General features: G+C 44.6%; 11 protein-coding genes. 5 read left to right on the top strand and 6 right to left on the bottom strand.

Features of this window, described 5'->3' with window-relative positions:
• Nucleotides 1–381 precede the first annotated feature (381 nt).
• The 4 genes from PseudUWO310_RS16790 to ychF all read left to right on the top strand — a co-directional run bounded on the left by PseudUWO310_RS16790 (nt 382) and on the right by ychF (nt 7,753).
• Nucleotides 382–3,240, top strand: coding sequence for an OmpA family protein (locus PseudUWO310_RS16790; RefSeq protein WP_142603302.1), 2,859 nt, complete (start codon nt 382–384; stop codon nt 3,238–3,240).
• Complete coding sequence (locus PseudUWO310_RS16785) at nt 3,241–3,795, top strand: Rab family GTPase (protein WP_142603300.1); 555 nt, start codon at nt 3,241–3,243, stop codon at nt 3,793–3,795. It begins immediately after the preceding gene.
• An 89-nt stretch (nt 3,796–3,884) separates the two neighbouring features.
• A complete protein-coding gene (locus PseudUWO310_RS16780) occupies nt 3,885–6,419 on the top strand; it encodes a response regulator (protein WP_142603298.1) in 2,535 nt (844 codons plus the stop codon).
• 242 nt (nt 6,420–6,661) lie between these two features.
• Nucleotides 6,662–7,753, top strand: coding sequence for a redox-regulated ATPase YchF (ychF, locus tag PseudUWO310_RS16775; RefSeq protein WP_142603296.1), 1,092 nt, complete (start codon nt 6,662–6,664; stop codon nt 7,751–7,753).
• A 742-nt stretch (nt 7,754–8,495) separates the two neighbouring features.
• Here ychF and PseudUWO310_RS16770 read toward each other — a convergent pair.
• From PseudUWO310_RS16770 to PseudUWO310_RS16760, 3 genes are all read right to left on the bottom strand, one after another.
• Nucleotides 8,496–11,129 (bottom strand): chloride channel protein, encoded by a 2,634-nt coding sequence (locus PseudUWO310_RS16770; RefSeq protein ID WP_142603294.1) that lies wholly within the window; start codon nt 11,127–11,129, stop codon nt 8,496–8,498.
• 287 nt (nt 11,130–11,416) lie between these two features.
• Nucleotides 11,417–12,490 carry a Holliday junction branch migration DNA helicase RuvB gene (gene ruvB, locus PseudUWO310_RS16765; protein WP_223805717.1) on the bottom strand — a complete coding sequence of 358 codons (1,074 nt, stop codon included), beginning with the start codon at nt 12,488–12,490 and terminating at the stop codon, nt 11,417–11,419.
• A gap of 154 nt (nt 12,491–12,644) precedes the next feature.
• Nucleotides 12,645–13,469, bottom strand: coding sequence for a creatininase family protein (locus PseudUWO310_RS16760; protein WP_142603304.1), 825 nt, complete (start codon nt 13,467–13,469; stop codon nt 12,645–12,647).
• Nucleotides 13,470–13,846: 377 nt separating this feature from the next.
• On the opposite strand from PseudUWO310_RS16760, the gene ispG reads away from it, so the two are divergent.
• Nucleotides 13,847–15,115, top strand: a complete 1,269-nt coding sequence (gene ispG, locus PseudUWO310_RS16755) for a (E)-4-hydroxy-3-methylbut-2-enyl-diphosphate synthase (protein ID WP_142603289.1) — start codon at nt 13,847–13,849, stop codon at nt 15,113–15,115.
• 301 nt (nt 15,116–15,416) lie between these two features.
• On the opposite strand, the gene PseudUWO310_RS16750 is transcribed toward ispG, so the two are convergent.
• From PseudUWO310_RS16750 to PseudUWO310_RS16740, 3 genes are read right to left on the bottom strand one after another with little or no spacing between them, the layout of a single operon-like run.
• A complete protein-coding gene (locus PseudUWO310_RS16750) occupies nt 15,417–16,586 on the bottom strand; it encodes a glycosyltransferase (RefSeq protein WP_142603287.1) in 1,170 nt (389 codons plus the stop codon).
• A 29-nt stretch (nt 16,587–16,615) separates the two neighbouring features.
• Entirely contained in the window at nt 16,616–17,959 is a 1,344-nt protein-coding gene (locus PseudUWO310_RS16745; protein WP_142603285.1) for an O-antigen ligase family protein, read from the bottom strand.
• A 58-nt stretch (nt 17,960–18,017) separates the two neighbouring features.
• Entirely contained in the window at nt 18,018–19,115 is a 1,098-nt protein-coding gene (locus PseudUWO310_RS16740; RefSeq protein ID WP_142603283.1) for a glycosyltransferase family 4 protein, read from the bottom strand.
• Nucleotides 19,116–19,260: the final 145 nt, after the last annotated feature.

The following is a 19,260-nucleotide window of genomic DNA, read 5'->3' as shown; positions in this document are numbered from 1 at the left end:
CGGTATGCCCTTCTGGGTTTGTTTTTTCTACTTATATAATACCAATTCACGAAAGTGTGACAACACTTTTGTGAATTAAAAACCAAATCCAGTAAGGGTTTTCAAAACACAAAATGGCGTAGCCATTTTGTGCTTTGGTATAACCCCCCAAAGAGGGTTGCCGCGCGGAGCGCGGCAACCCTCTTTGGGGGGGGCTTTTTTCCTAACAAGACTGGCGGCAGCCTTGAAATTGCACCCATAGTCAGGATGGCACAAAGTAAACCCCAAAGATGAATGGCGGTGCTTTGCACCGCCATTCATCTTTGGGGCTTTGGCTCCTAAGCAAAACTTGCATTGCTATAGCAAAGCGCTATAGTTAGAAAAAGCCACCATTTAAACAGTATGTCAGAGCGGAAGAGTAACCCCAGCAATAATGCTCTCAGCGAAGTTGAGAAGTTTTTACTCCTACTCTCTGACCTAAATATCATTGAGTCTGACCACGCTAAAAATATTCCAGCTCAACCCCAAAGAGCTAATTTGCCTCCCTTAGATCAAGGGCTAGATAAGGGGCTAGATAAAGGGCTCTATACGGCAGAATTGCCAACTAGTAGCAACAATGAAAGGACTTCTAAAGTATCAATTAATAAATCCAATAATGCTGCCAATCGATCGATTAAGTCTCATGAGAGCGCCAGTATCAAAGTCCAAGATGAAGAGATTTCAGAATTAAGGCGATCGCCTGTGACCTATTCTTTTCCCAGCCTCCTCGACGAACTACCATTTTTGCGAGAGCCTCCTCTGACAAATGGATCTGTACATAGTGAAGAGGAGCGTCAAATGGAAGAACAGGCGTTAGCAGCAGATATTTTGGAGTTAGAATCTGTAAACCATGAACCAGTAGAATTCTCAAACCCTGTCCGCAAAGAAGAGGAAGAGACAGTACACCTAATTCAAAGTCTACTTTTAGGTCTTGACCAACCCTCCCATAGTTCTTCTCAACTATCTCAAGAAATCGAGCGAGAAATAGATCGAAAATCTCCTCAAACTGGGCTAACAAATAACCAATCTCCAATTAATCAATCCCCAAATATCTCAAATACCTCAAATACCTCAAATATATATTTTGGGAGTCCATCCGATGATGCAGCGGCTTTACATCTTTTACAAGATATTTTAGTTGTTCCAGAGATCGAAGACCTACGCAGCTTTAAGATTTCTGTCGAGCAAAAACTGGGGATTGTGGAAAGTCAGGTCAACAGTCCTGAATTGATGAATAAAATTAAAGATCTAGAGAACTTAGTTCAACACGCATCCCTCGATCTCAGTAATTTTGGTTCCAAACTTTTAGAAATTGGTAATGAACAAGATAACATTCCCACCGAAATCGCTAATGTCAGAGAAAGAGTCGCTCAGTTAGAAAATCGAATTTATGAACCACAAGAGCTAGTCCAGTTGTTATTGCCAATTATTGCTGAGTTGCTCAGTCTAAAAACGAGTGAATCTAGAGAGGAAATGTGTCAAGCAATCACCCCCATTATTGCTGAGGTGATTTTTGAGCGATCGCAACTGGATCGATTATCAATGAGTCATGCGATCGCCGATCTACTACCCAATGCGATTAGCGAGCAAATTCGTAATAGCCCCGAACAAATCGCTAAGGCGCTTGGACCAGAAGTTGGCGCAGCGATTCGCGAACAAATTCGCATCGATCGCGATGAGATCGTTGATTCCCTTGCCCCAGAAATGGGTTCGGCAATTAAGCGCCAGATCGACCTAGAGCGCGACGCAATGGTGGATGCGCTTTATCCTGTGATTGGCAATACCATCGCTAAATATTTTGCGGAAGCCATTAGGTCTATTAATGAGAAAGTCGAACAAACCTTTAGCTTAGAGGGGCTACAGCGAAAAATGCGGGCGAAAATCCGTGGTGTTTCAGAAGCAGAGCTAATTTTAAAAGAATCCGTTCCCTTTGAAGTCCAAGCGATATTTCTCATCCATAATCTATCGGGGTTAGTCATAATTGACATTCAACAGAGCGATCTCTATTCCCACGCCAATCCCATCGATGCCGACATGCTCGCGGGGATGTTGACTGCTATCCGTAGCTTTGCCAGTGAATGTATATCGCGCTCGGAAAGGACAACGGAACTCGATGCAATTAATTATAGTGGTTCCAAAATCCTGCTAGAGGTGGCAGGATATTGCTATCTTGCGGTAATTATTGAGGGTGAACCCGATCTCAAATTAGTAACCAAAATTCGCGATGTATTCGGTCAAGTCGTCCAAGTCCATGGCGAAAGCTTTAAAGAATTTGATGGCGATACTAGCCTTATCGATCCTGAGATTGCAATTGCTCTCAAAACCTTGATGGCGGTTGAGGAGCCTAAGGATCCCAACAAACCCTTGAAGGGATTGATATTGATGGGATTGGCGATCGCCGCTTTAATTTTTATACCCATTGGCATGTATCAATCCCAGTCTATTCGCGATCGCCAAATCGAAGCCAAAATATTAGAAGCCCTAGCCGCTACCCCTGAGCTAGCGGTTTATCGCCTCAATGTAAATGTTAATGGCGATCGCCTCAGCTTATCGGGCAAATTGCCAAATCAATACCTACGCAATCGGGCAATCCAAGTAGCAACTACTTCCACAACCACCGAAAAAGCCATCACCAAAATTGACAATAATATCTACACAGTCAATATCCCCCCCGATCCCGAACTGGTTGCCAATGAAGTCCAACGACTCACAAAGGTACTCAACTATACGCAAGGAATCAATATTCAAAGCGAGTTTAAAGATGGTCAAGTAACCATAACTGGTCAAATCGATCGCCCTCGTCTCATCCCTAAAATCACACAAACATTTACAAAAATTGCAGGAGTCACCACCGTTAGCAATGCCGCCACGCTGCTGATGCCCAAACTAACGACAAAGATCTACTTCCCATTTAAGATAACCACCCTACAGCCCACAGACAGCGAAAAGCTATTAGAAGTTCAAGCTTTTTTGGATCTATACCCAGACTACGATCTCCAGATCTTCGCAAAAAGTGATAGTATTGGCGATCGCCTGATCAACTATGAGTTAGGGATGAAGCGCGCTCGTACGGTGCGCGAAGCCCTATTACAAAGAGGCGTAAATGCGAAACGATTACATATTTCTGGAATAATGGATATATCTGTGAAGCAGTCCTCTGACCAAATTTTAAGGTGGGTAGAGTTTCAACCTATGTTAAAGCCAATGTCTACATCAAATTAAATGCATTCTCCTGCTAAAGTTATTTCTCAAAAAATATGTCTTATTGGCGATTTTGGGGTTGGTAAAACTAGCCTAATTCGACAATTTGTAGATCGTCAATTTAGTGACAAATATTTATCAACTGTGGGGGTAAAGATATCACGCAAACTCGTATCTATTGCTAAATCTGCCAATGATTCCACAGCAGAATCAAAACAAATACAATTAATTATTTGGGATATTGAAGGTAGTACTCGGTTTAAGGCGATCGCGCCTAGCTATCTACAAGGAGCGAAAAGCGCACTCATTGTAGGAGATGTTACCAGACCATCAAGCATCCAAAGTTTAAGAGAACACGTACAACTTTTTCAATCAATTAATTCTAAGTCAAGTCCAATTATTGCGCTAAACAAAATCGATTTAATTGAGAAGGATGAAAGAGAGAACCTATTAAAATCTATCTCGACAGAATTTATGAGCCTGAGTTTATCTATCCATGAAACATCAGCCAAAACAGGTGAAGGGGTTGATGAAATATTCCATCAATTAGCCCACCAGATTCTGATGCTAGAATAAAGATACAATTTTGACTCCTAAGTATCAGTATAAATCCAAGTAAAAATATCCCAAAGAATATTTGATGTTCTTTCCCATCATTCACTGCTATGAAACAGTCAAAACTTCTCAAAAAACTTCTTACTGCTTCAGAACGCTCATTCATTACGATCGATCGACAGTTGATAATTACTGATACCTCCTACGGAGCCGAGAGATTTTCCGAATATCCTTTTGAGTCCCTATTAAACAAAGATATTCGCCAAGCCTTTCCAGAAACCATCGGTTTAGAAGAATCTTTTCAGAGTATTTGGCTAAATCAAGTTACTAGTTTTGAAATCAAGGGGGTTTGTCGTTCTACGGATCCTCAAAAGCCCCTATATTTCAACTTCTATATTATTGGAACCAACGAGTTAGAAGAAGAAGACAAAAATATAATTATCTGTATTGAAGATTGTACGGATATGATGATCATGTCTCAGGAATTAATGCAGAGAGCGAACGAATCTGAACTTCTAGCTAATGCATTACAAAACTCCAAGGAATATATTGATAGAATCATCTCAGCCATGGCTGATGCCTTGATCGTAACCGATCATCAAGGAAAAATTAAAACGGTAAATCCTGCGGCAATTAACCTGTTTGGTTATGACTATAATGACTTAGTAAATTGTTCAATTTCTGCAATATTTAAAGATCCCAATCAGCTCAATTTAATCCATCAAAACTATCTAGATAATCAATTAAGCAACGACCAATCTCAAGCGAACAATCGCTATTTTGCCAATATTGAAATACTATGTCTATCAGAGGCTCATGAGGAAATCCTCATCTCATTTTCCTGCTCCACCATCCATAATTATCAGTCGGAATACAATCTCAAAAGAAACCATGATTTTGTCTATGTTGGGCGAGATATTACGGAACTTAAGCGCAAAGAACAAGAATTACTAGCCGCTAGACAGTTTGCGGAGCAATCGAATCGGGCTAAAAGCATCTTTTTAGCAAATATGAGCCATGAAATTCGGACTCCAATGAATGGGGTTTTAGGGATGACCGATCTATTGCTTAGTACTACTCTGGACGATCGGCAGCAGGACTTTGTAGAAAATATTCGACTGAGTGGCAACCTGCTCCTCAGTTTGATCAATCGCATTTTGGACTTGTCAAAGCTAGAAGAAGGAGAATTACAATTAGAAAGCCTACCTTTTAATCTAGAACAATGTATCGAAGAAATTCTCGAACTGTTTGGCTTGCAAGCCCACAATCAAAGTTTAGAAATTAATGCATCCTTTGAAGAGGATTTGCCAAGACTCCTAATGGCTGACACCGTCAGGTTTCGCCAAATCATGATGAATTTAATTGGCAATGCCATTAAATTTACCTCTGAAGGCGAAATCGTTGTGCGCATCGAACGCGATCGCGATTTTGAAAACAAAAAATCCCTAGAGCAAACCTCCCCATCACAAATCTATTTGCGTTTTTCAGTTATTGATACAGGCATTGGCATCCACCCATCCAATCAAGACAAGCTATTTAAGCCCTTTTCTCAAGTTGATACTTCCACCAATCGCCGTTTTGGAGGAACAGGTTTAGGATTAGCGATCAGCCGTCAGTTGGTGGAACTAATGCAAGGAGAGATCGGTATATCTAGCCCAGTTGCCAACGATCGCGGTACTTGCTTCTGGTTTGTACTGCCTTTTACGCTTCAGACAAACCAAGAATCGCCATCCTTGGTTTATGATCGCCAATCCTTAAGCGATCGGCATATTTTGGTAGTTGATGCCAATCAATATGCCCGTAAGACTATTCGCTATTACCTTACTAAATTTGGCGCGAATATCCATGAAGCCTCCAGCCTCCCCGAAGCGATCGCCTATTTGGATCATGGGCAAAATCACAATCAAAATAATCACAATCAAAATAATCAAAATCAAAATAATCAAAATATTGACGCGGTTCTCATAGACTGGCGATTAACAAATTTCAATGGCACTGAGGCGATCCGTCAGATCCATAGCCAAGAAAAATTTATCAATTTACCCATAATTGCCCTGTTAACGGCCAATCGTCAGGGTGAGACGCAGATAGCACTTGATCAGGGATTTTGTGGGTATGTCACCAAACCATTTAAAAAGCAACGACTCTTAAAAGCCCTATTTTTAGCCTTGGGATTAAATATCCCTAATCCCAGTCTTCCTATCACGGCTAGTTCCATTTCATCTAGAGAAAATCAAGAAGAAGCGATTCTCATGGAGAAGTTAAGAAGTTTAAGAATTCTATTAGCCGAAGATAATATCACCAATCAAAAAGTGACCTTAGCCTATCTATCGCAGTTAGGTATTCCATCGGATTTAGCCGAAAATGGAGAACAGGTATTACAGCTAATTCAAACTAAGTCCTATGACATTATTTTAATGGATTGTCAGATGCCCGTATTAGATGGATATGACACCACTGAAGCGATTCGGCGCATCGAGGCAATTAATCAGACACCTAAACCGATTTTGATCATTGCCATGACTGCCAATGCTTTCACCGAAGATCGCGATCGCTGTCTTGCCATAGGTATGGATGATTATCTGAGTAAACCCATCCGCAAGCAACAACTTAAAGAGGCTCTGGCATACTGGATTAATCGATAACTGCTGTAAATAAGTTGTATGGCTGCCGCCAACTGTATCAGGACATAAAACAAAGAGAGTTGCCGCGCTCCGCGCGGCAACTCTCTTTGGGGTTTTGATTTTGTCCTCACAAAACTGGCGGCAGCTATAAATAAAGAGTTGGGGATATTTTGCGAAAAGTCTCATCAAGTGAGACTTTTATGACCTTTTATGACAGAATTTATAAGCACAATGTCAAAAAAGTTTTCGTTTAGATAGCCATCATGCTCAAAGCTGGGATTGTCGGACTACCCAATGTGGGAAAGTCTACGTTATTTAATGCCCTAGTTGCCAACGCCAAAGCCGAAGCAGCAAACTTTCCCTTTTGTACGATCGAACCCAACGTTGGCTCAGTGTCCGTCCCTGACGATCGCCTCACTACCCTCGCCGAAGTCGGTAAATCCGCACAAATCATTCCTACTAGAGTCGAATTTGTCGATATTGCAGGACTGGTCAGAGGGGCGAGCAAAGGAGAAGGACTAGGCAATCAATTTCTAGGAAATATTCGCGTCTGCGATGCGATCGTCCATGTTGTCCGTTGTTTTGAGAATGACGACATCATCCATGTTGAGGCTTCGATCGATCCCGCCCGTGATATCGAAATCATTACCCTCGAACTCGCCCTATCCGACTTGGCTCAGGTCGATCGCAGGATCGAGCGCACCCGTAAAGCAGCCCGTGCCGATGCCGATGCTAAGGTCGAATTGGCAGCCCTCGAAAAAGTACGGGAGACCCTTGATGCAGGCAAACCCGCGCGTCTCGCCAATCTGAATGATGAGGAAAAAGCAGCAATTTCGGTATTGCAACTACTCACCCTCAAACCCACAATTTATGCCGCCAATGTCTCCGAAGACGATCTCGCTACGGGCAATGCTTTTGTCGAGAAGGTAAAAGCGATCGCAGCGGCTGAAAATGCCGAAGTAACTATCGTTTCCGCCCAAGTCGAATCCGAATTACTAGAGCTACCCGACGAAGAGCGTCAAGATTTCTTAGAATCCCTTGGAGTCAAAGAGGGCGGATTAAAATCCTTAATTCGTGCCACTTATCATCTCTTAGGACTGCGTACCTACTTCACAGTTGGTCCCAAAGAAGCGCGGGCATGGACAATCCATGCAGGCATGAAAGCCCCTCAAGCCGCAGGGGTAATTCACTCTGATTTTGAGAAAGCCTTTATTCGTGCCGAAACTGTTGCCTTTAAAGATCTTGTGGACTGCGGCTCCATGAGTGCCGCCCGTGCTAAAGGACTGCTCCGCAGTGAAGGAAAAGAATATATCGTCCAAGAAGGTGATGTAATTTTATTCCTAACCAGCGCATAAACTAATATAGCTACAGTCACTTGACTTAGGACAAATCAACCCCCAAGAATTGAGTGGCGGCGCTTCGCGCCGCCACTCAATTCTTCGTATTTATGTCCTAGTACAATTGGCGACAGTTATAACTGGTGTTACGTGGAACGAATATCAGTTACTTAATATGAGTTCAGAATAATTGGAAACGGGCTTTGAGGAAGGGTTTGCTATGCAAACCCTTCCTCAAAGCCCAAAAGTAAAAGCCTTGCTACGCAAGGCTTTTACTTTTGGGCTTTGAAAATTTGCCAGCTTAACTCGAACTGACGTTACTTAGCAAAAAGACCTAGCCAATGGCTAGGTCTTTTTGTTTCGGAATACTTTAGGATCTTTAGATTACAGTCAACTGCTGGAAGGATCTGAGATTTACTAGTTAACGATAATAGTAAAACCAATTAACTAAATACCTACAGAACAGCCCCAGCACACAGCTCGGAAATCTGAAGACCCACACGTTTACCGTTACTACTATCTGATTGCATGGGCATCACCTCCTGTTGTCTAAATGTTTATTATCAAGTGTTTATTATCAAGTGGGGTCGGCTTGACACCGAAGGTTTATTCAACCTGAAATCTAATATAGCTGACAAATCAAGATTTGACAATATAAGCAACCAAAAACAGAAGAGAGTACCGCCCGTGTAGCAGGCGGTACTCTCTTCTGGGGGTTACTTAGCTACTTTGAGCTAGAGCGATATCCAATTTTTAGATTTTAAATTGCCTTTCGGAAAATGATAATTGTGCGATTGGACATGTTCTTATTACGAGCGATCGCTTCGGAAACGTTACCATGCAAGATCTGGTGCAAAATGCCTTCATGACTTGCCTCTAGAATAATGACATCACTTCGCTCCTGATTTGCTAGGTCTACAATTGCATCGGTAACGGACTTAGCGCAGACGGAAACAGTATCAACTTTAAACTGGAGAGATTTATATAGTAAGTCTGCATATTGTTCTAAATGGCTTGCTTGTTGCTTTTCATCCATTGGCGAAAAAATCTGGCAGAGGCATACCTCTGGATAGGGAGACATAGATATCAGATCTGGAAGGAGTTTGATGACATTTTCACCATTGGAATCACCCGTAATGGGAACGAGCCAACGATTAAAGGAAATATGCGGTTTGCGAAACTCTTGATTAAATGGATTAGCCTTTTGTAAGCGATCGCTAAATTTAACGAACATCACATCACAGTCTGCCTGCTCTAGCGCCGTATCCACCGTATGTCCAAATATGCGTTCTGAGGATTTAGAGATACCATACCAGCCAATTAATAGCAGATCGATTTTGCGATCGCGGGCAACTTCTAAAATCGTTTGACCGATATCATGGGCTACCCGCACCTGAGTATGAATGGAAACTCGCCTAGTCTGGGCTGCCATCGCCACCCGTCGAAAAAGTTCCAAACTAGGATTTAGATCAACGGTTGTCTCTGACGGAGCGAGGTGTGCAGCAATGGAGATAACATGGAGGCATTCTAGTTCATAATTGCGCTCTTCCGCGATCCCTAGCGCCATGGCAATTAAGTATTCCGCCGTTTGCAAATCGCTGAGAGGGAGGAGTAATCGTCCCGCCCCCGTAGCAGTCCCTCGCTGTTGATAGACTAAATAGGATTGTTTGGTGATTTGAGAACTAACTCCCCGTAAACGCTTGGCTTGAGCGCGTAAAATATCGCTGCGCGTGATAATTCCTACGAGTTTATAGCGATCGATGACGGGTAATCGTGAAAGTTTGTAATAGGAAAGAAGATAAAGAACTTGAGATAATCGCTCCTCAGGGCTAACGGTAATGGGATTTTTGGTCATAATTTGACCAACTTTAATATTTTCAGCAATATTCTCAGAAATATTCTTAGAGAGAATATTTTGCTCTTGGAACTTCACCAAATCCATTTGGGTGATAATGCCCACTACGTGATCGTCACTCATGACAGGAAAACCTCGATGACGCGATCGCGCAAACGACTGCATTACCTCAGTAACTAGCATTTCACTACTTATGGTCTCAACCTGCCGCTGCATGACATCCATCGCTCTTAATCCATCCCACAGCCCATCGGTAACTATTTCGGTCTGGAGATGAATGCCTTTAAGTTCTAATAAGTGGGTGTACAACGATCCAGGAGCATACTTTTCAGCACAAAGATAGGCAACAACACTGGTAATCATCAAGGGCAGAATAATATTAAAATCCCTTGTGATTTCAAAAACAATCACAAACGCGGTGATTGGCACTTTCGCCACGGCTCCAAAAAAAGCTCCCATTCCCGAAAGTGCATAGGTTCCCAGAGTTCCCATCCCTAGGGCAGAATGTTCCAAATTTCCCACTAAGGATCCGAGTGCTGCCCCCAAGATCAAGCTAGGCACAAATAATCCCCCCGCAGTTTCCGCACTACAAGCAATTAAAGTGAGAATAAATCTCGCGGCAAAGGTTCCAACTGTAACCGACCAGTCTGATTGCCCCATAGCGAGGAACATCTGCAAACCCGTACTGTCTCGAAATTCATCGGGAAGCATGGTGATGGCGATTCCAGAAACACAACCAGCGATCGCGATTCTCCCCGCAAATCCCGTTTTAAAAATCCGCCGATTCCATTTCGTAACGGCGATCACACTGTGATTAAATAAGGCGGCAAACCAACCGACCAGCAGTCCCAACAATAGGAGGAACGGAATCTCTTGAGCAGAAAAATGGATTTCTGGAATTGCCGTATTTAGCCCCTGTCCAGACAAGACTAGCGAAACGACTCCACCAATAAAGGAGGCAAGAATTGCGGTTCCTAACGTCAGGCTAGAGACATCGTGCAGAAGTTCCTCGATCACAAACAGTACCCCTGCGATCGGGGCGTTAAATCCAGCGGCAAGCCCTGCGGCGGCTCCTGCGGCGAGCAATTGGCGTTTATATTCGGGAGATGTAGGAATCCATTGGCTTACCTGTCCTGCGATCGCTGCGCCAATCTGTACCGTTGGACCTTGACGACCGAGGGCTAACCCCGACCCCAAGGCTAAAATCGTACTGGCGATCTTGACAACCGCAACTCGGAGATTGAGCGCGATCGGCACATAACTGAGCGCCGCCTTAACTTGGGGAATGCCACTGCCAGAGGCTTCTGTCGCGAATTTATCGATTAAAAGTCCCGATAGAAATCCGCCGACTAAACCAATTAGCGGCAGTACAAACCATACTTCATGGGCAACCCGCACGCGCCACCCTCCCAGCCAGCCGATCCCCTGTTTTAGCAAAACCGCCGCTAAACCAGCCACTAAACCTATTAAACAAGCTTCAAAAATGGCTATCCGTTTGGGTTTTAACCACTGATGCCACGATGTTATACCTAAAGCCATAAATAATTATTTGGTTACCAAGTCTGGCGATCGCACCCATGCCATTGAACGAGCACGGAGTTTATAGCTATAGTCACTTAAGTCAGGACATCAAACCCAATAGAGAGTGGCGGCGCTTCGCGCCGCCACTCTCTATTGGGTTTGATGTCCTGACTTAACATTACTGACCATAGTTATATAGCTGTCACCAATTGTACTAGGACATAAACCCCAAGAATTGACTGGCGGCGCTTCGCGCCGCCAGTCAATTCTTGGGGTTTGATTTGCTCTAAGTCAAGTGACTGTAGCTATAACAACCCCGCGATCGCCGTTTGGACGGGATAGCCTAAATGCTTCCATGCGGCCGCCGTGGCAACCCGACCGCGAGGCGTGCGATTGATATAGCCGATCTGCAATAAATAAGGCTCATACACTTCTTCAATCGTATGGGCATCCTCTCCCGTCGCCGCCGCCAAGGTATCCAAACCTGCGGGACCTCCATGAAAATTCTCGATTAATACCGTTAGCAGTTTGCGATCGATCCAGTCCAAACCTTTAGGATCGACATTAAATAATTCTAGAGCCGATTCCGCGATCGCCCCTGTAATTTGTTCGCCCTTTGCCTTTACCTCCGCATAGTCTCGCACTCTTTTTAGCAGGCGATTAGCAATCCGAGGCGTACCCCGCGACCTTGCCGCGATCGCGATCGCCCCATCATCATCAATCGGGGTCGCGAGAATCTTGGCGCTACGCGACACGATCTGCGTCAGTTCATCCTGCTCATAAAAGCGGAAATGCTGCACAAATCCAAAGCGATCGCGCAATGGCGAAGATAATGCGCCAATTCGGGTCGTAGCGCCGATCAGGGTAAATTTATTTAACTGCACACTGCGAATCCTTGCTCCCTGACCTTTCCCAATCGTAATATCAAGACGATAGTCTTCCATTGCAGGATAGAGAATCTCTTCGGTCACACTCGGTAAACGATGAATTTCATCGATAAAGAGAATATCACCCTGTTGCAAAGATACCAGCAGCCCAGCCACATCACGGGGACGCTCAAGGGCAGGCGCAGAAGTAATTTTGCACTGTACGCCCATTTCCTGCGCGACGATCAAGGCGAGGGAAGTTTTACCTAATCCGGGAGGACCATATAACAACAAATGATCGAGAGCTGATGATCGCGACTTTGCCGCCGCGATCGCAATATTTAATAATTCTTTTAAATCCTTTTGACCGATATAATCCTGAAGGTTTTTTGGACGAATATTAATATCAGCGCCAACTTGCGCCGCCTCAACCAAATTATCCTTTGCCAATCGATCCGCTAACTTCTCCTCTGGGGTCGCCTCCGCTTGCAGTAAATCAAGAGCCTGCTGCATTTCGGGCGACTGGCGATCGTTCTTAGTTGATTTTTTAGATGATCGGGGCGTGGATTTTTTACTAGCAACCTGTTCAGAAGCTGATGCGGATGAATTTTGAGGGGCAACCCCATCGGCAGAGCGATCGCCTTCAGGATTTGGCTCTTGAATTGATTTAGAGGAGATGATTGCCATAGGCCCTCGGCTGTTCAAATTTATAGATATCTTCGATCAATGTTGTCCACCCATTCACTAAAGAAGCCAAAATCTTTTCTCCCTTTTCTCTAGTTGCTGCCCTAGCATCACCTAAAACCCCGCTCCTAGTCAAATCCCTCGTCACCCATGCAAAGGGATTTGCTCCTTCCATACTCAACATACTATGTTCGGGCAAGCCACAGGGATATTCGGTTATCGCTTGATCCATATCGACCTGTTCGGGCAAGAGGGCTAGCATTAGGCTCGTTTCCGCATCGCCGCCATGAATTCCCAACTCCAATTCCTTGGCTGTTAATAAATCCTTCGCTGCATTAGGAACCCGCCAAGTAAAGAGGGGAAAAATCAGAAAATCGGGGTATTTCTCATGGAGATCACGCGCGACTATTTCCAAAATCTGCGGCTGTCCACCGTGGGAATTCATGATTGCCAGTTTCCGAAATCCTGCTCGATAAATACTCTCCGCAATATCCGTCAATACCGCCAACATTGTCGGTGTACTCATCGTAATCGTTCCTGCAAAGGTACTATGCTCATTCGACTTGCCGTAATACAACGGTGGCAAGGCATAGGCAGGAATCGCAGGAGCTAACTGCTCTAAAGCCCTTGCTAACACCCCAATACTTATCGCCGCATCAACGATCAATGGCAAATGTGCCCCATGCTGTTCGATCGCTCCCATGGGTTGAACAATTACCACATTCTCCTTGTTTGGCATTGCTGCGATCGCTGGGGAAGTCAGGTAAGCAAAGTATCGATGGGCGGGAAAGTAATTCATGGCTAACATTTTACTCATACAGCACTTTTTTATTTTGCATTTATTGTGTAGCTTCTTTGCAGCTTTAAAATTACGCTTCTATAGCTGCCGCCAACTGTATCAGGACATAAAACCACAAAGAGAGTTGCCGCGCTCCGCGCGGCAACTCTCTTTGTGGTTTTGATTTTGTCCTCACAAAACTGGCGGCAGCTATAAAAGTGCGCTTCTATAGCAACAAACCCTAAAGATGGGTGGCGGCGCGAAGCGCCGCCACCCATCTTTAGGGTTTTGAGTTGCGCTCAAAATATTTTCCACAACAAAATTAAAAGCGCAAAATTAAAAGCGCAAAATAAAGCTACTGTCCCCCACTTCAGATAGACTAATGAAAGAAAGTAACTAAAAGTGTTATGGCGACTGTTTCTGAGAATACGAAAAGCACACAAAACGGCACACAAAACGGCACACAAAAAGCTACGGCCGAACCGATCGTGGATGGCAGTGAAAATCTTGGTGTAATCGTCAGACGCAAAACTCGCCCCGTCCAAGTGGGAAACATCACCATCGGCGGAGGCGCACCTGTAGTGGTGCAATCGATGATTAATGAAGACACCCTCGATATAGATGGCTCGGTAGCAGGAATTCGCCGCTTGCATGAAATTGGCTGCGAAATTGTCCGCGTCACCGTCCCCAGCATGGCTCACGCCGCCGCCCTCTCAGAAATCCGTCAAAAGCTCCAACGGACTTATCTTGATGTGCCTCTGGTCGCCGATGTCCACCACAACGGCATGAAAATTGCCCTCGAAGTCGCCAAGCATATTCATAAAGTCCGCATTAATCCAGGACTATACGTATTTGAGAAACCCAAGGCAAATCGTACCGAATATACTCAATCAGAATTTGACGAGATCGCCGAAAAAGTCCGCGACACCCTCAAGCCGCTTGTTCTGTCTCTCAAGGAACAGGGTAAGGCAATGCGGATCGGCGTAAACCATGGTTCTCTCGCCGAGCGGATGCTATTTACCTATGGCGATACGCCTCAGGGTATGGTCGAATCTGCGATCGAGTTCATTCGCATTTGTGAAGATCTGGATTTTAAAAATATCGTTATCTCCATGAAGGCATCCCGCGTCCCCGTCATGATCGCCGCCTATCAATTGATGGCTAAACGCATGGATCAATTGGGTATGGATTACCCCTTGCATTTAGGAGTAACGGAAGCGGGTGATGGGGAATATGGTCGGATCAAGTCTACGGCGGGCATCGCCACGTTACTATCCCAAGGAATCGGCGACACTATTCGGGTATCACTCACAGAAGCGCCAGAGAAAGAAATTCCCGTCTGTTACAGCATTTTGCAATCCCTAGGGCTGCGCAAAACAATGGTGGAATACGTCGCCTGTCCATCTTGCGGTCGTACCCTATTTAATCTTGAAGAAGTACTACATAAAGTCCGCGAAGCCACCAGTCACCTAGTCGGTTTAGACATTGCGGTGATGGGCTGCATTGTCAATGGACCAGGAGAAATGGCTGATGCCGACTATGGTTATGTTGGTAAAACTCCAGGCACCATTTCTCTTTATCGTGGCAAGGAAGAGATCAAGCGCGTACCTGAAGCGGAAGGGGTAGAACAATTAATTGCTCTCATTAAATCCGACGATCGCTGGGTCGATCCTTAAATTTTAAAAATCCCGATCAACGCCAAGAAGAGAAGGGCGAAGCAAAGCTCCGCCCTTCTCTTCTTGGCGTTGTATTAATCACTTGAGCACAGCGAAAGCTACCTCAACGGTATCAGGACATAAAAAATAGTGTTGCCGCGCTCCACGCGGCAACACTATTTTGGGTTTTAATTTTGTCCTAATACCAATTCACGAAAGTGTTGTCACACTTTCGTGAATTAAAAACCAAATCCAGTAAGGTTTTGAGATTCCCAAAATGGCAACGCCATTTTGGGAATTGGTATAACAAGACTAGCGGCAGCTATATGTATAGCTGTTGGAGATTAACTGCAATTTTGTTCCAAGTGTAATGTTCGGCAATATATTTTGCAGCCCGATCGCCTATTTGTTGATTAACTTGAGGTTGATCGAGACTTTGGGCGATCGCGGCGGCGATCGCATCAATATCCAAATCCACCACCCAGCCTAATTGTTGCGATCGGACTAGCTCGGCGAGGGCTACCCCCTTAGTTATGAGTACGGGAGTCCTTGCGGCAAGGGCTTCTAAAACCGATACCCCAAAATTTTCTGAATGGGAGGTCAAGACATAGAGGTCTGATCCTTGCAGACAAATATTTTTGTTAATCCCCGTAACAAAACCCAATTTAAAAGTGCGATCGCCTAAATGATTAGCTTGGATCAGTCGCTCCAATGCTGCCTCATATTCTGGATCGCCACTACCCGCCAGCACAAACGCAAAATGGCGATCGCGCAATTTACTGAGCGCGGGAATCAGGTAATCTAGCCCTTTTTTCGGATGGATTCGCGACAAAAAAAGCAGGATCGGAACTTGAGAGGGAATATCGAGCATTCGATGTAGCTGCTCTCTTGCATCGGCGATCGCTGGTGATATTTGCAAACCCAGTGGCAGAACGACAGTTTTTAAAGCCCAACCCAGTAGTTCTATTTCTACCTGCTCTTGCCTTGCTGTCACATGAATCGCTTTAGCGCCAAATAAATTTGCTTTTTCGAGCAAGTTCAGGTAAATATGCTTTTTTTGCGCTCCTTGCTGCAATGACCATTGACATAGCAATCCATGGGGACTATTAACATAAGGAATATTTTGCTGACGTGCGATCGTCATAGCAATGGTTGCAGGATAGGAAAAAATTGCATGGACGTGAATGAGATCGTAATCGCGGAGATGTTGCCACAACCAAATTGTCAAGCTGCCTGAGAAGGCAAACTCGCGCACAGCATGAATGGGTGGCGAGAATCTGGGAAAGAATCTTACAGGCACTTTTTCGCCTTCGACTTCATATTCAATCAATCGGTGGAGCGGAACACCTAGCAAAGTCTTACCATTATCATTGGTCGTTACAATTTCGGCATCTATACCAATATCCCGTAAGCCCTTAACCATCTCCATGACAGCAATACTCGTGCCTCCTCTCACCGCCGCAATAGATGGAACTAGATGCAAAATTTTCATAGCTTATGGGGAACTGACATGATGCCTAGCTACTGATGACTAACAAAATCCAAATAATCATCTCGATGGGCAACTTCTAAAAGATAATTACCGAGTACAAGATATAAAAGCACCGCCAGAATGGAAAAGGTCAAATTACCGAGTAGATAGGCTTCCGAAATGCCGCCAACAAGTAAAGACAACAGTCCAGCCATAACGGCGCTACATTGGAGGTAGTATTCTGGTCTAGCTTTGCACAATCGATCGAGCCTATATATCATTTGCAAACTGCTCAAACCAAACATGAACATGGGAACTGCACCAATTAAGCCCAAACTTCCCAATACCCCCAACCACGAGCTCTCACCAAACAGAAGGCGATCGCCTTGAAATGGAGCACCAAACAGGGGATTTTCAATGAAGAGGTTCAAATAACCATTCCAAACATTTTCGCGCGTATTGCTATCTAAGTTATCCCATTTGTCTACTGTACTGGTTAAAATGCCCGTGGTGTCAGCATCGCTGGGACTGAGGAATGGCAAAGTAATTGCCGCGATCACACCGATAAATAGCGCGAGCTGTAATAGGTTCCCACCTCGGTAGCGGAAAAACATTAAGACTGAAACCACCGCCATGATTGCCCCAGTTCGCGAGGCAGTCATTAACAATGCAAATATCGACATGGCTAAAAGTCCAATCCATAGACCTCGCATCCATCGGCTTTGTTCGCGCTGAAAGTAGAGAAATAAGAAGGAAGGAATTGTCGCAGTAATCAAAACAGCCGCATGGTGTGGGTTACCTGTAGTACCTAAAAACCAACCATGCACAAAGGTAATCGCGTAGGGGTCGATTAATGCTTGATAGCCATTAGCAATAATAAATATCGTGCCCACCATCGCGATCGCCCAGACACCTAACTGAAAATTGCGATCGTCCTGTAGCCATCGCGATGGTCCCCACAAAATCGACCAAACTAATCCACCAAACGTAGTCGCACTTAAAAAAGCAAAGCCTACATCCCCATAAATTAGGATTTTAATGAAAATCATGCATTGAACTAAGACAATGTAAATTACAGGCTTAGGAATAATTTTTTGCCGCCAGTAACTTTTAGTCTTTAAGGCAACAATGATCAGCATTAACAATAAAACGATCGCTAATGGTCGCCCCACCTCGCGAATTTGCTGAAGTGGAAAAACTAGCGATGGCGGCTCCTTAATAAATTCATCGGCGAACTTGCTCAGAGAAGCCGCAAATCCAAAAATCGAGACCAAAATCCAACTTAAAAGTGGACGTTTCTGATCGGCTTGTAAGGCTAGAACTAAACCACCACCTAAGAGCATCAAACCTAAGGGAGTAGTAATAAATTCAACTAATTGATTTACAAAATCCATAAGGCGAGTAATTACTAGTTTTTTGCTGTCGGCAGAAAAGTTAAGCGATCGCTTGTTGTCAGTGTACTGGATGGAGCACAGAATTGAAGATGGTGAGCCATCGCTGTGCCCATATTTCTGATCTATAGGGCTGGGCTAAATCTTGGGAACGAGTTCCCCATATTGCTAACTCACGATCGTGATTGTGATCGTGATTATGATCGTGATTGTGAATTTTTAGCAAAGACGCAGCTAGAGCATCAGGGCGATCGGGGGGAATAATGATGCCATTATATTCAGAGCGAAGCACTTCTACCGCCGAACCACATACCTGAGTGCAGATTATAGCCAATCCTGCGGCCGCCGCTTCCACTAAAGCTATGGGCCAAGGATCGAATCGGCTCGGTAACACAAAAGCCCCAGCCTGTAGCCAAATATTTTTCATTTCGTCAGGCTGGACAAAACCTCGGTTGATAATACCTACTTGATCCCGTAGATGGGATTCGAGATCGCCCTGACCGCAGCAAACTAAATCCCAAGGATCGTCAACTTGCGATCGATACAAACGGTAGGCTGTCGCCAGCAGATCGATCGCTTTATCATGGCTGTAGCGACCGACAAAGAGGAAAGAACGCGGCCAAGGCGATCGCTTTCTTGCTTCGAGCAGAGGTGCGTAAGCCTCGTAATCTATGCCATACAAACCTAACGAAATATTTTCTAAAGGGATGCCCAAACGATAGGCATATTGCCAACTCCGTTCGCCAGTGACAACCACATGCGCCATCCGTTCTAGATAGGAACGCAATATCCAAGGGGCTAAATGCTGCTTCCAGTTTCCCCACCAAGGGGTATCCATTCCCATAATTAAGGGAATATTTTGCAGATTTTTAGCAAAGGCTAATTGCCGATAGGGATGATGAAACCAACCACATAAAACGATCGCATCGGGATTTTGTTGGCTTATCAATTCCTTAATTAATTTTATGTCGTTGCGCTCCTGCAAGCCTAAAAGACGACAGGGGATTCCCTGCATTAACCCATCAGAAAATGCAGTCTGAGTTCGCGCTTGAAAGGCAATCACAAATAGGTCGATCTCTTGCCTCGCCTGTAAGGAACGCCAACAGGCTGCCATATATCCAGAAATATCAGACCAACAAAAGACGATCTTCAGGCTCATATTTACTCATAATACCAAAGCTCAAAATGGCGTAGCCATTTTGAGCTTTGAAAACCCTTACTAGGTTTGGTTTTTAATTCACGAAAGTGTTGTCATAACCTAGAAGAGCGTACCGCCCGCTACGCGGGCGGTACGCTCTTCTAGG

Origin of the sequence: Pseudanabaena sp. UWO310 (assembly GCF_006861605.1) — a bacterium.
GTDB lineage: Bacteria > Cyanobacteriota > Cyanobacteriia > Pseudanabaenales > Pseudanabaenaceae > Pseudanabaena.
This window is presented reverse-complemented; position numbering and strand designations above follow the sequence as displayed.

Coding starts and splice junctions, on each gene's coding strand:
- PseudUWO310_RS16740 (WP_142603283.1), bottom strand. CDS start 19,115: ATGAGCCTGAAGATCGTCTTTTGTTGGTCTGATATTTCTGGATATATG.
- PseudUWO310_RS16770 (WP_142603294.1), bottom strand. CDS start 11,129: ATGGCTTTAGGTATAACATCGTGGCATCAGTGGTTAAAACCCAAACGG.
- PseudUWO310_RS16750 (WP_142603287.1), bottom strand. CDS start 16,586: ATGAAAATTTTGCATCTAGTTCCATCTATTGCGGCGGTGAGAGGAGGC.
- ruvB (WP_223805717.1), bottom strand. CDS start 12,490: ATGCAGCAGGCTCTTGATTTACTGCAAGCGGAGGCGACCCCAGAGGAG.
- PseudUWO310_RS16790 (WP_142603302.1), top strand. CDS start 382: ATGTCAGAGCGGAAGAGTAACCCCAGCAATAATGCTCTCAGCGAAGTT.
- PseudUWO310_RS16745 (WP_142603285.1), bottom strand. CDS start 17,959: ATGGATTTTGTAAATCAATTAGTTGAATTTATTACTACTCCCTTAGGT.
- PseudUWO310_RS16760 (WP_142603304.1), bottom strand. CDS start 13,469: ATGTTAGCCATGAATTACTTTCCCGCCCATCGATACTTTGCTTACCTG.
- ispG (WP_142603289.1), top strand. CDS start 13,847: ATGGCGACTGTTTCTGAGAATACGAAAAGCACACAAAACGGCACACAA.
- PseudUWO310_RS16785 (WP_142603300.1), top strand. CDS start 3,241: ATGCATTCTCCTGCTAAAGTTATTTCTCAAAAAATATGTCTTATTGGC.
- ychF (WP_142603296.1), top strand. CDS start 6,662: ATGCTCAAAGCTGGGATTGTCGGACTACCCAATGTGGGAAAGTCTACG.
- PseudUWO310_RS16780 (WP_142603298.1), top strand. CDS start 3,885: ATGAAACAGTCAAAACTTCTCAAAAAACTTCTTACTGCTTCAGAACGC.